Origin of the sequence: Kribbella sp. VKM Ac-2569 (genome assembly GCF_004216905.1) — a bacterium.
Classification (GTDB): Bacteria; Actinomycetota; Actinomycetes; order Propionibacteriales; family Kribbellaceae; genus Kribbella.
In genome coordinates, this window is sequence record NZ_SGXJ01000001.1 from 1,779,096 (window position 1) to 1,794,020 (window position 14,925).

The window sequence follows — 14,925 nt, forward strand, 5'->3', positions numbered from 1 at the left end:
CCGTTCGTCGTCGTCGGTAGTTACTCGTGCGGAACTTACTCGCAGTAAGTTACTCGGAGTCAGTTAGACTGCGCAAGTGACCTCGACCACGGTTCCCCAGGGCCCGCCGAAGCGCCGACGCGACCGGGCCGCGCGGGAACGGGAGATCCTCGAGGCGGCCGAGCGGATCTTCGGTGAGCGCGGGTACCAGGGCACGTCCATGGACGACGTCGCCGCACAGGTCGGGGTGTCGAAACCGCTGATCTACCAGTACTACGGCTCGAAGGACGGCCTGTTCCTCGCCTGCCTCGCCCGGCTCCGCGGCCAACTGCTGGACACCGTCGCCGACGCCGTGATGGCCGCTCCCGACGCCGAAGACGCCCTGTACGTCGGCTTTCTGGCCTGGTTCCGTTTCCTCGACGAGCACCCGCAGGCCTGGTCCGTCCTGGTCGACGAGGGCATGCTGAGCGCCGGCCCCGCCGCGGAGGCCACCGACGAGGTACGCGCGGCCTTCATCGAACTGATCGCCACGATGGTCCGGATGAACCTCCCCGCCGGTCGCCCCGTCGACGACGACGAGGTCCAGATCGTTGCCCAGAGCATCTCCGGCGCCACCGAACGCCTCGCCATCTGGCGCACCCGCGCCGCCACGCCCCCCACGCCCGAAAAGGTGGCCCGCACCCTCCAAGACCTCCTCTGGCAGGGCCTCCACACCCTCAAAACCACCTGATCACCCGTCGCCGAAGTACGCTCCTCGCACCCAGCTGACGATGTTTGGTCTGGGAGGGATGTCGGATCGGGGCCGACATGGTCGTAGTAGTGGTGAGGGCACCGAAGAGGCGCCCACCAAACCAGGGGAGAACATCATGACCGCCAGCTACACCTTCGACATCTTCTCGAGCTTCGACGGTTACTCGAACAGCCGGTCCTTCGGTGGCTACTTCGGGAAGCAAGGTCCGGAGTTTCTCGAACACCGCCTCGCTCAGTTCAACGAAGAGCAGCGGCTGGCCCTCGGGGCCAACACCTTTCGGGGGATGGCGGCGATGCTGGCCGCAAGCTCCGAAGGGTCCGAGACACGGGACCCGTGGGTCACCCGGATGCGGAACCTGCCGACGACGGTGGTGTCGAACACCCTCGAAGGAACCCTCGACTGGCCGGACGCCACCGTCCTGAACGGCGACCCCGTCGAAGCCATCGCCCGCCTCAAGAAGGAGTCGGACATCCCGCTGCGCTCGCACGGCAGCCTCACCCTGAACCGCGCACTGCTGGCCGCCGGCCTGGTCGACCGCGTCCAGGTGACGATCTTCCCGGTGATCACGGGCAAGGGCGGGCTGGGCCGGATCTTCGAGGACGCAACCGAACTCGACCTGGAACTGATCGAGAGCCAAACCCTCGACGGCCACACCCAGGAGCTCATCTACCGCCCCACCCTCCACACCTGACCGCCCCAACCCGAGCCCGCCCAGCCCGCCGGTGGTCACTCCACTCCTTCCGCGGTGACCCAGCAGCCACGAACCTCGCCAACCGCCCACCACCCACCAACGGCCGCAGACGGCGGGTTCATGAAGGTAGACACGGGCGACCACCGCACCGGCTGCGGCAGACGGTGGTTCGCAAAGTCGAGCACGCGACCAAACACACCGGCCGCCCCGACGGTGATAGCCGGTGGCGGGTGACCACCGGCAAGGGCTGCGACGCGTCATCCGCCCGCAGATGTGGCCAACTCACCCGAACCCCACGGGCGTCACACGAGCAAGCCGTGCCGCGCGGCCGGGCCGGCGCCGCATGTACCGCATCTACCGCATATACCGGCTGACAGCCAGCGGCTAGCTGAAGCCCGCCATCCAGGGATTCTGCTGGTTCAGCGTCAGGTGCGGTCGATGCTTGCTAGCGGCAACGTGCTTGCGGCCACCGTTACGGCGCATCGGGCCAGCCGTGGCTCAGGCGACTTCGACGGTCTCGCCCCATGGGTCGAGCGGTGTCCTGTCCGAGCCTCGACGCGCCGACTCCGCCCTACGGTCGATTGGAGGGCCGTCGCCCCAGATCGCCAGGTACGTCGCGTCGCGCGAGCCGTTGGCCGATGAGTCGCAGGCCTCTGACTCGCTGACCTGTGACTCGCTGGCCGATGAGGACCCGGCCCGCGAGTGGTTGACCCGAGACTCGCCAGGCGGTGACGGATCGGCTCGCGACCCCTCGGGCAATAGGCGATCGGCCCCGGAGTCGCCGGGCGGTGAGTGGTCCGCTCGTGAGTCGCCAGCCCATGGGTCCTCCGGCGCTGAGTGATCAGCCCGCAAGTGATTGGCCCGCGAGCCCTCGGACAGTGCGTCGTCGGGCAAGAGGTCATCAGCCGGTGACTCGCCGGGCGGTGAACTGCCAGGCGGTGAGTGATCGGCCCGTGATTCGTTCGCCCGTGAGTCGCTGGCTCGCGGGTGGGTTGCCTGTGGTGGTGGCGGTGTGGTTGTTGGTGGGTTTGGGCGATGTTGGCGAGTGGTTGCCGGGTCGGCCCAGGTGGGTCTGGTGACGTGGACTTGGCCGTTGGCGATGGTGATGGTCCAGTGGCCGTGGTGCAGGTCGGTGTGGTGGCGGCGACAGACCAGGGCGAGGTTCTCGACCTTGGTGTCGCCGCCGTCGATCCAGGAGATCAGATGATGCGCGTCGCACATGACGGGCGGTGCATTGCAGATCACGCAGCCGCGGTCGCGGGTGTTCAGGGCGCGGCGGATCGCCTTGGTGACGAGGCGTTCGCAGCGGCCGACGTCGAGGGGTTCGGAGTTGGAGCCGAGCACGATCGGGATGACCTTGGCGTCGCAGGCGAGGCGGCGGATGGTGGCCGCGGACAGTCCGTTGCTGTAGACGGTCTGCCCGATCGCGTCCGCGGTCGCCGCCTTCAGGTCCTGGAAGTCGATGGTCACGGTGAGGTTCGCCTTCGCCCCGAACCCAGGCACCGTGTCCACGACCCCACCGCGCGAACCACCCACGCCACCACAAGCCTGGCCAGCCACCGCGCCGCCGTCCGCGCCGTTGTCCGGATCGTTGTCCGGTTCGCTCTGTGTCTGCGCCGTTGAGGTATCTGAGTCGCCGGCGTCCGGCGTGGTGGGGCGGGGGATGGTGGGTGAGGGGGTGCCGGCGTCGAGCGCGGTGGCGGCCAGCGTCAACGTGGTGCTGAGGGCGTCGGCCTGGCGCTTCTCGCGGGAGCGGGGGTCGCGTTCGCCGTCGATGGTCTTGTGGGGGCGGGCGCCGGTGACGATCAGGGTGCGGAGGAGCTCGGCGTTCTCGTTGGCCAGGTAGCCGGTGAACTTCACGCCCCGGTCCGCGGTCTTGAGGGTGAGGGTCTCGCGGGCGGCGGCCTTGTCCTCTTCGGGTTCGGGGCCGTCGGTGTCCAGGATGTCGCGGGACTGCTCGGCGGCCTGACGCAGATCGGCCGGGCACAGGTGCCGGGCGAGGCGGACTAGTTCCTGTTCGGCGAACTCGAGATCGGCGACCGGGACGGTTGTCGGGACCTTTTCCAGGGCGGTCACGATTGCTTCGGCCTGGGCTGGCCGCAACAGCACCGCAGGAATCTCCCCGTCCTCCACAACCGAGTCGGGGTCGGGCAGCGCGGCGACGACCGCCGCATACTTGGGCAGGACACGGGCCAGGCGGACGTCGCGGAAGGCGCGGGCGTGGTCGAGGCGGTAGCGGAACTCCACGTACTGGACCATGTCCCGGGCACCGACCCGCTCGGCGTACCCGGACTTGTCCATCGCCGCGATGATCCGCAGCCGGCGGGTTTCGATCCGGGTCAGGTCGGCGTCGGCCTGGTCGAGAGCGCGCTCCAGCTCCGCATCGCTCATCAACTCAGGCGGCTTGTCCATGCATCAAAGCCTAGCCACCCCCACCGACAGTTTTCAAAGCCAGATCCCCTTATTTTCAAGGGATTCTGTTATCCACAGATCTCCACAGCCCCTTGCGCAAGCGGCGACTAGTGTGCAGTGAAGTCGGTGAGGATGTCGGCTACCGAGGCTTGGCCGTTGGGGAGGGTGTCGGGGAAACGGCCCATGTAGTAAGGGATTGCGATGATCACCAGGGACAGGGCCCAGCCGCGGGCGCGGAGCCAGGTGGTGTTGCCGACCTCTAACGCTTCGCGGTAAGCCTTCCTGGACTCGCCTTCGAAGATCCACCATGCGGGCAGTACATCGCCTGCCGGGTCGGCGGCGCGCGCCGTGGCGAAGTCGATCACCGCCGAAAGCTTGCCATTAGCAACCAGTATGTTGCCCGACATGAGGTCGCCGTGGATCCACCGCCGCGTACCGTCCCAGGTGCCGGCCGCCAAGGACTCCTCCCAGGCTGCCAGCACGCGCCCGGTGTCGAAGTGTTCCCGCAGCTCGTCCAGCGCCTCGCGGAACATCTCGTCCCGCGGTGCCAGCGGCGTACCGCGGCTGAACGGATCGTCGTCCGGAACGGGTGCGCCGGTCGTGTCGACTTCTCGCAGGGTGCGCACGAAACCGGCGAGGTCACGAGCTGCCTGGGTGGCGTCGACGGTCTCCGGCGACAACGGTGCTCCAGGCAACCAGCGGTAGACGCCCCAGGTGAAGGGATAGACCTCGGCCGGCTGCCCGAGTTCCAGTGGTTCCGGGATCGGGAGCGAGACGTACGGCGCCAGGCGCGGCATCCACGTCAGGTCGTTCTCGACCTGTCCCTGGTTCCGCGACGTCCGCGGCAAGCGAACCGATAGGTCGTCGCCCACGCGGAACGTCACGTTGTCGGTCCCCGACCGTTCGACCACCCGCACCGACAGCCCCGCCCAGCGCGGGAACTGCTCCGCGAGCAATCGCTCCACCACCGTGGAGTCGATTTCCACCTCGTCGTCGTGCAGCTTCGGAACACCCGTCACGGCGCGACCCTCACACCCAGACGACGTACGGTCAACCGATTTCGAGCAGCGTGCATGCGCGAGACTGACTCCATGATGGATTCACCGCTCCCTGAGGCGTGGCAGCGGGCTGAGGTTCCTCGGCTGCCGGCTATCGGATCTGATGTTGTCGACGAGTTCGCCCGGACGATCTACGGTCGTACGCCGGAAGGTGGGCGGTTGACCGAGGTGGTACTGCGTTCGCGGGACAACGGCGTCCTCGACGGGGCAGCCGACCGCTTGCGGCATCGCGCCGTGATCGCCTGCCCACTGGGCAACCTCGAGCTCGACATCATCACTCACCTGCCGGCCGGAGCGAGCGCCGAACACCCCGTTCCGGTCGTCGTCGCCCTCAACTTCAAGAGCAACGAGGAGCCTTCCGCGAAGGTGATGGCGGCCGGGTACGCCGTACTCGCGGTGGACTACCAACAGATCGAGCCCGACGACCCGGCCCCCGCCACACCCGGCGTACGCGCGCTGTTCCCGACCGAGTCGTGGGGAGCGGTCGCTGCCTGGGCTTGGGGACTGTCCCGCCTCCTCGACATCGCCGGCGGCATCGACGGCGTCGATCCGGCGAACGCGGTCGTGCTCGGGCACTCCCGGCTGGGCAAGGCCGCGCTGTGGGCAGGTGCGCAGGACGAGCGGTTCGCGGTCACGGTCTCCAACGGGTCCGGTTGTTGCGGCGCATCACTGTTCCGTCATCCGGGTGGTGAGGACATCGCCGCGATCACCACGAAGTTCCCGCACTGGTTCGTCCCGTCGTTCTCGACGTACGCCGGTAACGAGAGCAGCCTGCCCGTCGACCAGCACCAGCTCCTCGCGAGCATCGCCCCGCGCCGCGTGTACGTCGCCAGCGCCGAGGACGACGCCTGGGCCGACCCGATCGGCGAGTACCTGTCCGTCGTCGCCGCCATGCCCGCCTTCGCCCCGAACGGCATCGGATACCACGTCCGCCCCGGCACCCACGACCTCCTCGAAGAGGACTGGCTGCACGCTCTGGCCTTCGCGAAACGGTGACTGCCCGTCAGTTCCCGAACAGCTCGTGGATGGCAGCTTCCTGATCGTCGGTCAGGTCGGTGTGGATGAGCTTGGCCCGGAGGCCGGTCCTCCGGAAGGTTTCGCGGACCTTGTCCGCCACCTCGTCGCTGGACAGCAGGAACAGCGCCGACGTCCCCGGCGTGACCTGGGCGCGTACCTCCTTGATGAAGTCGTCGTCGATCCCGACGTCGATCAGGGAGCCCGCCACAGCTCCGGCCGCCGCGCCGATCGCAGCTCCCGCCCAGGGCATCAGGAAGATCGTTCCGAACAGCATCCCCCAGAACATCCCACCGACCGCTCCCGGACCTGTCATGTTCCGCACCTGCCTGGTCCGCGGCCGCCGCTTCTCCGGCTGCCACGACACCGAGGCCGCGTCATGGATCCGGATCAGCTTCTGCTTCGCCAGACTCTCCAACGTCCCGATCGCCTGGTTGGCCCCGTCCCAGGTCTCGAACTTCCACACCGTCAACGTCGCCATCGCACCGCTCTCCTCGCGCCCATCCGCCGACTCCCGCGCAGCGCGTGCGTGGTGGGGTACGCCGACCCGCACCCGCACCCCCGCCGCCAGTCCACCCCGCGTCCGCCGCACACCCACCCTGCCGTGCACGATTCCCGCCGCACCGCGCGCTCCAGTACCCACTTCACCCACCCCGATCGCAATCCCTGCATCAACACTTCACTGGACGCTCCCTCTCACCCATCAGTTGCCGACTTTCTCCCCAGATCACGAGTCCACCACCGCAAGCCACCCGGTGCCAGGTCTCACCCGCACCCGGCTGACGGATGTCATGGGTGGGTCGTGACGAGCGATCCAGGGGTGCGGCGGCCCACTCCAGCAGGCTTCAGGTATGACGACAACGACTGCGGTCAGCCTGCGGGGTGTGACCAAGAGGTATGCGGATGTGCAGGCCGTCGCCGGGGTGGATCTGACCATCCGGGCCGGCGAGGTGGTGGCGTTGCTGGGGCCGAACGGCGCCGGTAAGTCGACCACGATCGAGATGCTGCTCGGCCTGGTGAAGCCGGACCAGGGCACGGTGCAGGTGTACGGCGGTACGCCGACCGACGCGATCGCCAAGGGTCAGGTCGGCGTGATGCTGCAGAGCGGCGGGATCATCGAGGACGCCAAGGTCGGCGAACTCCTGAACCTGGTGGCCGGCCTGCACAACGACCCGATGCCCGTCGAGGAGGCACTCGAGCGGGCCGGGATCGCGGACCTCACCAAGCGGACCATGAAGGGCCTGTCCGGCGGCCAGAAGCAGCGAGTGCGGTTCGCGATGGCGATCATCCCGCAGCCCGACCTCATCGTGCTGGACGAGCCGACGACCGGCATGGACGTCGAGTCCCGCCGCGACTTCTGGGCGTCGATGCATGCCGAGACCGCCCGCGGCCGCACGGTGCTGTTCGCGACCCATTACCTCGAAGAGGCGGACGCGTACGCCGACCGCGTGGTGCTGATGCGCAACGGCAAGATCGTTGCCGACGGCACCGCCGCACAGATCAAGGCGAGCGTCTCCGGCCGGACCATCCGCGCCACGATCCCCGGCGCCGATCTCGCCGCGCTCGCGTCGCTGCCCGGCGTACGGAATGTCGAGACCCGCGGCGACGTGGTCCTGCTGCAGTGCGCCGACTCCGACAACACGCTGCGGCATCTGCTGGGCAACACATCAGCCCACGACATCGAGGTCACCTCGGCCGACCTCGAGGACGCCGTCCTCGCGATCGCCGACCAGAACAAGGCACAGGAGACTCTGGCATGAACCGCGACTATCTGATCTTCGACATCCGCCGCACGCTGCGGAACCGGCGGGTGCTGATCTTCTCGATCCTGATGCCGCTGGTGCTGTTCCTGATCTTCGGCCTGACGATCCCGCAGGACGCCAACGAGGCCGGGATCTCCGCGATCGCGTACGTGATGGTCAGTATGGCGATGTTCGGCTCGATGTCCGCGGCGATGAGCAGCGGCGGCGTGATCGCGGCCGAACGCGACGGCGGCTGGAACCGGACGCTGCGACTCACCCCGCTGAAGCCGCAGGCGTACGTCGTGAACAAGGTCATTCTGAGCCTGCTACTGGCGGTCCCGCCGCTCATCGTGGTGTTCCTGTGCGGCATGATCTTCGGGCACGTGCACCTGAGCGCCACGCAGTGGCTGACGGTCGCGCTGGTGTCGTGGCTCGGTGCGCTGCCGTTCGCGGCGATCGGCCTGGTCATCGGGTACATCGCGAAGCCGGACAGCGTGCAGCCGATCACCGGCCTGAGCACGATGCTGATCGCGGCCTTCGGCGGCCTGTGGCTGCCGGTCGACCAGATGCCGTCGATCATGAAGCACATCGCCCAGCTCACGCCGGCGTACTGGACCGGCCAGACCTCGCGGAGTGCGCTGACGGAGAGCGGTGTGGACACCCACGCGCTGCTGGTGGTGATCGGCTGGACCGTCGTCCTCGGGCTCATCGGACTCCGCCGCTTCCGCGCCGACACCGCCCGCGCCTGAAACGTCCGAGACCGATCCCCTGTGACTGAAACAGCTGAAACATCCGTCCCTGAAGATCCGGGCGATAGCGTGACCAGCGTGAAGACTTCGCCGACCCTGATGGACGCGCTCGCCGAGCGCGGAGGCCGCCCAGGACCTGGGCGGTGGGGTTGGCTGGCCGCCGGGGTCTGGCTGTTCTACCTGAACCAGCCGTTCGAGGAGATCATCCACCGGGAGGGGACGACCCGGGTCCTCGGGCTGGTCACGCTCGCTCTCTTCGGGCTCTCGTACCTCGGATTCTTCGGGTGGGTCCGCTGGGTCGGCATCGGCCCCCGCGGTATGCCGACCTGGCAGCGCCTGGTGTACCTCGGCGGGATGCTCGCCCTGAGCCTCCTGCTGCTGCCTTCGGCGGGTCAGCAGGCACTCACCTGCCTGGTGTACATCTCCGCGGTCGCGATGATGGCCCTCGATCTCCGGATCGCGGTCGGCGTCGTCGCGCTGCTGCTCGGCGGTGTCGAGCTGGCGATGCGGGTGGTGCCGGGCTGGACCGACAACGGCAGCTTCGGCTTCGCGATCTTCCTCGGCGCGCTGGCCGTGTTCGGGATGCGGCGGGCGATCCAGCGCAGTATCGAGCTGAATGCGGCCCGCAAGGACATGGCCGAGCTGGCCGTGCAAGAGGAGCGGAACCGGTTCGCCCGCGATCTCCACGACATCCTCGGCCACTCGCTCACCGTCATCACGGTGAAGGCGGAGTTGGCCGGCAAGCTGATCGCGGCGAACCCGGAGCGGGCGGCCGCGGAGGTCGCGGACGTCGAGAGCCTGGCGCGGGCCGCGCTGGCCGACGTACGGGCAGCTGTCGCCGGGTACCGCGAGCTGAGCCTGGCCGGTGAGCTCGTCTCGGCGCGGGCCGCGCTGCAGGCCGCCGAGATCAAGGCGGATCTGCCGACCACGGTCGACGAAGTACCGGAGGAGAACCGCGAACTGTTCGCCTGGGTGGTGCGGGAAGGCGTCACGAACGTCGTACGGCACTCCGGCGCGAAGCGCTGCACGATCCGGATCACGGCGGCGCAGATCGAAGTACTCGACGACGGCAAGGGGCCTACGCCGGGCGGGGACGGGTCGGGCCACGGGCTGATCGGGCTCCGGGAACGGGCGGACCAGGCCGACGCGACTGTGCAGGTCGGCGAGGCGCCCGGCGGCGGGTTCCGGCTGGCCGTCAAGGTCGGCCTGTGAGGATGGGGCTGTGAGCATCCGACTGCTGATCGCCGACGACCAGGCGCTGGTGCGCGGCGCCCTCGCCGCCCTGCTCGACCTCGAGCCCGACCTGGAGGTGGTGTCCGAGGTCGGCCGCGGCGACGAGGTGATCGAGGCCGCGAAGAACGCCCGGCCCGATGTCGCGCTCCTCGACGTGGAGATGCCCGGGCTGGACGGCATCGAGGCGGCCGCCGCGCTGCGGACCGCCGTACCAGGGGTGCGGGTGCTGATGGTGACCACGTTCGGCCGGCCCGGGTACCTGCGCCGCGCTATGGAGGCTGGCGCGGCCGGGTTCGTCGTCAAGGACACGCCCGCGACGCAACTGGCGGACGCGGTACGGCGGGTGCATCAGGGGCTCCGTGTAGTCGACCCGTCGCTCGCAGCCGAGACTCTGGTGGCCGGGACCAGCCCGTTGACGGGCCGCGAGTCCGACGTACTGCGCGCCGCCCGGGAGGGAGGCACCGTCGCCGACATCGCCAAGGAACTGCACCTGTCCGAAGGCACCGTGCGCAACCACCTCTCCGCCGCCATCGGCAAGACCGGCGCCCGGACCCGGGCCGAAGCCGCGCGCATCGCCCTCGACAACGGGTGGTTGTAGCCGGTCTCTACCCCTAGGGTTACCCCAGGGGAGGGATCTGCGATGTCGATCGAGAATTTCAGTGTGCGGGGGCGGTTGGCGGACACGGGCGAGGGGATCACGGCCGACGAGCTGCAGCTGGCGGCGCGGAACCACGGGATGCCGCTGGAGGGCCTGCGGTACGACGTGACGCCACCGGGACTGCACTACGTGCTGGTGCATTACGACATCCCGGCAACGAATGCGGGCGACTGGCTGCTGAGCGTGGACGGGTGCGTCGAGCAACCGTTGGCGTTCGGGCTGACCGAGTTGCGCGCGATGGGACGCCGTACCGTCCGTGTCACGTTGGAGTGCGCCGGCAACGGCCGGGCGACGCTGCAGCCGCGGCCGATCAGTCAACCGTGGTTGTCGGAGGCGGTCGGTACGGCGGAGTGGACGGGCGTGCTGTTGTCCGATCTGCTGCGGCTGGCCGGGCTGCGCTCCGACGCCGTGGATGTGGTGTTCACCGGCGCGGACCATGGTGTGGAGCGCGGAGTCGAGCAGGACTACCAGCGTGGGTTGTCGGTGGAGGAGGCGATCGACTCCGGCGCGCTCGTCGCGTGGGAGATGAACGGTGCGCCGTTGCCGCCGCAGCACGGGTACCCGTTGCGCCTCGTCGTACCCGGTTGGTACGGGATGGCGAGCGTGAAGTGGCTGCGGTCGATCGAGGTGATCGACCACGCGTTCGAGGGGTTCCAGAACGCGGTGGCGTACCGGATCCGGGCCGACGCGGACGACCCGGGCCGCGCAGTGACGCGGATCGAGCCGCGGGCGTTGCTGGTCCCGCCGGGGTTCCCGGACTTCATGAGCCGGCACCGGTTCGTTGCCGCTGGCACCGTTCCGTTGTTCGGCCGGGCCTGGTCCGGGTGGGCGCCGATCGAGCGGGTCGAGGTCAGCACCGACGCCGGCGTGAACTGGCACGAGGCCACGTTGGGTGCCACTGGCAACGAAGACGAGCTGGCCTGGCGCGGCTTCGCCTACGACTGGGAGGCAACACCCGGCGAGCACGTCCTCACGGTCCGCGCGTACGACGCGAGCGGCCGCGAACAACCCATCGAAGCGGAGTGGAACCGCGGCGGCTTCAGCAACAACACCGCCCAGCGCATCACAGTCCTCGTCACCTGATCCTGCGTGTCGTTCGGCCGTTCCGCGCGGAAACAGTTTCATCCTGGAGATGTACACGGTCTCACTCCAGGAGTGGTGCGGTGAACGAGCTGGGAACAGAGATCCACCTGCACGCGCGGGTGTTCCGTGCGGCCGGCGAGTGGTACGCCGACGTCGGCGACGAACGCGATCCACAGCCGGACAACCCGCTCTGGTGGGGCTCGTACGACTCCCAACGAGCCGCCATCACCGCCGCCTGCGAACGCATCGCCGCCCTGCACCGCGCGCACGTGCTGCACCTCGACGACCAAGAGGCGTCCTGAGATCACCCGAACGCGATCGCCAGGCCCATGCCCAGACACAGCAGGGTGATGACGATTCCGAGCGGCCAAACCCACCAGGGCGTCGACCAGTCGACGGCCGCGGCGACCACGTACTCCGGGTTCTCCGGGTCGTCGACCACGCCGATCCGGTCTCCGACCGCGGGCACCGGATCCAGTTCGTTACCGCCGTCCACCTCGACCGGCCGGCCATCGCCGGGATGTGCCACCTTCACCGTCACGTCGTCGTACTTGGACCACTTGTCTTCCTCGACCGAGACGACCACCGCCTGCAGCACCGGGCCGTCGGCGACCAACCGCTGGTTGTAGTGGCCTGCCGCGATCCCTAGCGGCAGGATCGCGAGCGACCCCAGCGCGATCGGCACGCCGACGAGCACCCGGCCGGTCCTGATCAGCACCCCGACGAGCCCGATCCGTCGACGCCCCATGCGCCGATGCCTGCCCTCCCCGGTCTGAGACCGGCGAAGAGCGGCCGCCTCCCGGGCTTCGGCCAGCTCGCGTTGGCGGGCACCCTCGCGCCGGGCCTGCGTGCGCCTGCTGGGTTGTGCGAGGCCCTTCCACCATGGGAACAGCTCGGCGAGCCAGCGGGCGGGGAAGCAAGCCCCGCCCGCGATGGCGGCGCAGACGAGCGGGTTGTCGTAGAGGAAGCTCGGGCGGGTGAGCCACCCGACGAAGTACAGTCCGCCGCCGACCGTGACGAAGAATGCGAGCAACAGCACCTGCTGACGGCCGTGGAGGTCGTCGTCGCTCATCGGAACATCATGAGGGATGGACGTGCCCCGACGGTCAGCGGTTTCATTCCGGTTCGTTGTGGGAGTCGCCGCCTACTCGGTACGGCGTGGTGACGCCTTCGTACATGAGGTGGGTCATCAGGCCTTCGGAGGCGTGGGGGAGGTTGTGGCAGTGGTCCATCCAGAGGCCGGGGTTGTCGGCGACGAAGGCGATCTCGTAGGTCTCCTTGTTGCCGACCTCTACGGTGTCGACCCACCACGGTGAACCCGTCGCCGCGACGCCGTTGCGGGAGAGGACGACGGCGTGGTGGCCGTGCAGGTGCATGGGGTGGGCCTGGCCGCTGGTGTTGGAGATCTTCATCCGGACCACGTCTCCCTCGGCGACCATGAACATCGGTACGTCGGGGAACTTGTGGCCGTTGATCGTCCACCACAACCCCGGCACACCGTCCAGGAACCCGGGCCGCCGCCCGATCCGGTACTCGAAGTTCCGCTCCGCCTTCGCCGGATCGAACCCGATCGGCGCCGACGTCCCGTACTTCAGCAGATCCACCGTCTCCCCCGGCAGGTCAGCCTTCGGAGCGTCGACCGACCCGATCCCGAGCGACAACGCCGACGTACCCGCCACCAGCCGCATCCCACCGGCCGGCACCACCGCCTCGAGATCCACCCGTCCGCCAGCAGGCAGCGGATAGGCAGCCGTCACCGGCGTCGGCCCGTGGATGTCGCGACCGTCGACCGCGACCACCTTGTACGGCGTCCCGATCAACCCGACCCGGAGGATCGCGTTGTCGGTGTTGATCACCCGCACGCGCGCCGTCGTACCGGCCGGCAGTTCCACCCGCCCGGTCCCGGTGCGCCCGTTGATCGTCCGCTTCCCGTCGTACGTGTGGATCGTCGCGACAACCTCACCAGGAACTGCCGGCGCGATCACGATCGGGCCGAACAGACCGCCCTTGACCTCGTCGCTCGACACCTGATGCGAGTGGTACCAGTACGTCCCCGCCTGCGAAGCCTTGAACCGGTACACGTGCTTCCCACCCACCGGTACGGCGTCCTGCGTCACCCCGGCGACCCCGTCCTCGGCGTTCGGTACGTCGATCCCGTGCCAGTGCAACGTCGCGCCGTCCTTCACGGACTCGTTCACAAACGTGACCTGTACCAGATCGCCCACCCGCGCACGGATCAGCGGTCCCGGCGACGTCCCGTTCACCGTGTACCCGTCGATCGTCTCCCCCGACGCGAGCTGGAACCTCTGCTTCCGCGCCACGAGCGTCACGTCGACGTTCGGCGTACCCGTCTTGGGCCCCGTCAACTCCGCGACGCTCATGCCGCTCATCGCGTGGTGCTCATGGTCCATCGACGGTCCGCCGCCGTAGTCGGCGTACCCCATCTCCGCCGGGTTGTACTCCCCGGGGACCAGGCTGGTCGCCCAGAGGTACCCGAGCGGTACGAGTACCGCCAGGGTCACCCCCAGAGCAACCAGCCGGCCCCACCGGCGGTTCTTGACGTCAGCCACTGGTCACAGGCTGATTCGGTACGGCGGCCCGCCGCGCGCCCGCGCTCGCCACACCGGCGATCACGAGCCCGTTGATGCCGTGCAGCAGCCCGAGCGCCGGCACCCCGAAGGACACCACCGCGAGCAGGAACTGCACGACCACCAGACCGACCACGATCCCGGCCATCACCCGGCCCCGCGGTACGTCGGTCAGGAACGACACGATCAGGAACACCAGCGCGAGCAGCGCGATCACCGAACCGGCGATGCTGTGGTAGCTCTGCCCGAAGTTGCTGTAGTCGGCGCCGATCGAGGTGCCGTCGTCGGCGTCCTTCGCGATCGTGAACCCGGCCAGCGCGATCGAGGCGACCTGCAGCACGACCGCGATCGCGATCAGCATCCCCACGACCCGGTACACGTTCCTCATGCTCGCCGCTCCATCCGGCGCTTCCGCACCACGAACACGGCCGCCACGATCAGCGCGAGCGGCAGGATCGGCGGATGCCCGCCACCCACCACACACCCGATCGTGGCCAGTACGCCGAACACGCCGAGCAGGATCAGCAACGGGAAGGGCACCCTGCCCAAGAACCCCCGCGCCGCCCACGCCGGCCGCCCCGGCCCACTGGCTCCGGCAGAGGTCTCCGGTGCAGTCCACGGCTGTTTGCGCCAACCCCACGGACCGGCCCAGCCGTCACCACCGTCACCATCAGCCTGGTGGGCCTTCGGCAGGTCGGCGAACAGCCCGTCCAAGTCCGCGCTCGTCCGCGCCTTCAGCGCCTGCTCGACGCGCTCGGAGTGTTCGTCCGCGCTCAGCCGGCCGGCTTCGTAATGCTCGCCCAGACGCCTGACGGCATCCTCACGCTCACTGTCGCCGATACGGATCGATCCGCCCGGCCTCTCGTCGTTCATGACACTCCTCGATGCTCGTTGTTCTTCCAACGACACCAAGACTGTCTTTCAAACCGCTTCCACCGCGTCGCCTCAGCGGCGGCACCTCCCCTAC

At 68.8% G+C, this 14,925-nt stretch carries 16 protein-coding genes; 9 read left to right on the forward strand and 7 right to left on the reverse strand.

Going from position 1 to position 14,925, the window contains the following annotated elements; genetic code table 11:
- The first annotated feature begins 76 nt into the window (after positions 1 to 76).
- Entirely contained in the window at positions 77 to 709 is a 633-nt protein-coding gene (locus EV649_RS08325) for a TetR/AcrR family transcriptional regulator (protein WP_130382092.1), read from the forward strand.
- Positions 710 to 845: 136 nt separating this feature from the next.
- Positions 846 to 1,421, forward strand: a complete 576-nt coding sequence (locus EV649_RS08330) for a dihydrofolate reductase family protein (protein WP_130382094.1) — start codon at positions 846 to 848, stop codon at positions 1,419 to 1,421.
- Positions 1,422 to 1,919: 498 nt separating this feature from the next.
- Here the strand turns inward: EV649_RS08330 and EV649_RS08335 are convergent, their stop codons facing one another.
- Entirely contained in the window at positions 1,920 to 3,833 is a 1,914-nt protein-coding gene (locus EV649_RS08335) for an HNH endonuclease signature motif containing protein (protein WP_130382096.1), read from the reverse strand.
- Between the two features lie 107 nt (positions 3,834 to 3,940).
- Positions 3,941 to 4,852, reverse strand: a complete 912-nt coding sequence (locus tag EV649_RS08340) for an aminoglycoside phosphotransferase family protein (protein ID WP_241997874.1) — start codon at positions 4,850 to 4,852, stop codon at positions 3,941 to 3,943.
- 72 nt (positions 4,853 to 4,924) lie between these two features.
- Here EV649_RS08340 and EV649_RS08345 point away from each other — a divergent pair, with 72 nt between their 5' ends.
- The gene (locus EV649_RS08345; RefSeq protein WP_130382100.1) at positions 4,925 to 5,887 is read left to right on the forward strand and encodes a hypothetical protein; all 963 of its coding nucleotides are present in this window, start codon (positions 4,925 to 4,927) and stop codon (positions 5,885 to 5,887) included.
- A gap of 7 nt (positions 5,888 to 5,894) precedes the next feature.
- On the opposite strand, the gene EV649_RS08350 is transcribed toward EV649_RS08345, so the two are convergent.
- Positions 5,895 to 6,548, reverse strand: a complete 654-nt coding sequence (locus tag EV649_RS08350; protein WP_241997876.1) for a DUF1269 domain-containing protein — start codon at positions 6,546 to 6,548, stop codon at positions 5,895 to 5,897.
- A 208-nt stretch (positions 6,549 to 6,756) separates the two neighbouring features.
- Here EV649_RS08350 and EV649_RS08355 point away from each other — a divergent pair, with 208 nt between their 5' ends.
- The 6 genes from EV649_RS08355 to EV649_RS08380 all read left to right on the forward strand — a co-directional run bounded on the left by EV649_RS08355 (position 6,757) and on the right by EV649_RS08380 (position 11,672).
- A complete protein-coding gene (locus tag EV649_RS08355; protein WP_130382102.1) occupies positions 6,757 to 7,665 on the forward strand; it encodes an ABC transporter ATP-binding protein in 909 nt (302 codons plus the stop codon).
- The gene (locus tag EV649_RS08360) at positions 7,662 to 8,396 is read left to right on the forward strand and encodes an ABC transporter permease (RefSeq protein ID WP_130382104.1); all 735 of its coding nucleotides are present in this window, start codon (positions 7,662 to 7,664) and stop codon (positions 8,394 to 8,396) included. Before EV649_RS08355 ends, EV649_RS08360 begins: the two co-directional genes overlap by 4 nt.
- A gap of 78 nt (positions 8,397 to 8,474) precedes the next feature.
- Complete coding sequence (locus EV649_RS08365; RefSeq protein ID WP_198682360.1) at positions 8,475 to 9,608, forward strand: sensor histidine kinase; 1,134 nt, start codon at positions 8,475 to 8,477, stop codon at positions 9,606 to 9,608.
- Between the two features lie 10 nt (positions 9,609 to 9,618).
- A complete protein-coding gene (locus EV649_RS08370) occupies positions 9,619 to 10,227 on the forward strand; it encodes a response regulator transcription factor (RefSeq protein ID WP_130382106.1) in 609 nt (202 codons plus the stop codon).
- Between the two features lie 42 nt (positions 10,228 to 10,269).
- On the forward strand, positions 10,270 to 11,370 hold the full coding sequence (locus tag EV649_RS08375; RefSeq protein ID WP_130382108.1) for a sulfite oxidase: 1,101 nt from the start codon (positions 10,270 to 10,272) through the stop codon (positions 11,368 to 11,370).
- A gap of 80 nt (positions 11,371 to 11,450) precedes the next feature.
- Positions 11,451 to 11,672 (forward strand): hypothetical protein, encoded by a 222-nt coding sequence (locus EV649_RS08380; RefSeq protein WP_130382110.1) that lies wholly within the window; start codon positions 11,451 to 11,453, stop codon positions 11,670 to 11,672.
- Positions 11,673 to 11,674: 2 nt separating this feature from the next.
- Here the strand turns inward: EV649_RS08380 and EV649_RS08385 are convergent, their stop codons facing one another.
- The 4 genes from EV649_RS08385 to EV649_RS08400 are packed head-to-tail and all read right to left on the reverse strand — an operon-like array spanning position 11,675 to position 14,831.
- On the reverse strand, positions 11,675 to 12,442 hold the full coding sequence (locus EV649_RS08385) for a hypothetical protein (protein ID WP_130382112.1): 768 nt from the start codon (positions 12,440 to 12,442) through the stop codon (positions 11,675 to 11,677).
- A 43-nt stretch (positions 12,443 to 12,485) separates the two neighbouring features.
- On the reverse strand, positions 12,486 to 13,940 hold the full coding sequence (locus tag EV649_RS08390) for a multicopper oxidase family protein (RefSeq protein WP_241997878.1): 1,455 nt from the start codon (positions 13,938 to 13,940) through the stop codon (positions 12,486 to 12,488).
- Positions 13,933 to 14,346, reverse strand: coding sequence for a hypothetical protein (locus EV649_RS08395; RefSeq protein WP_130382114.1), 414 nt, complete (start codon positions 14,344 to 14,346; stop codon positions 13,933 to 13,935). The genes EV649_RS08390 and EV649_RS08395 overlap by 8 nt, the downstream gene beginning before the upstream one ends.
- Positions 14,343 to 14,831: a DUF1707 domain-containing protein gene (locus tag EV649_RS08400; protein WP_130382116.1), complete on the reverse strand. Its 489-nt coding sequence runs from the start codon at positions 14,829 to 14,831 to the stop codon at positions 14,343 to 14,345. The genes EV649_RS08395 and EV649_RS08400 overlap by 4 nt, the downstream gene beginning before the upstream one ends.
- Positions 14,832 to 14,925: the final 94 nt, after the last annotated feature.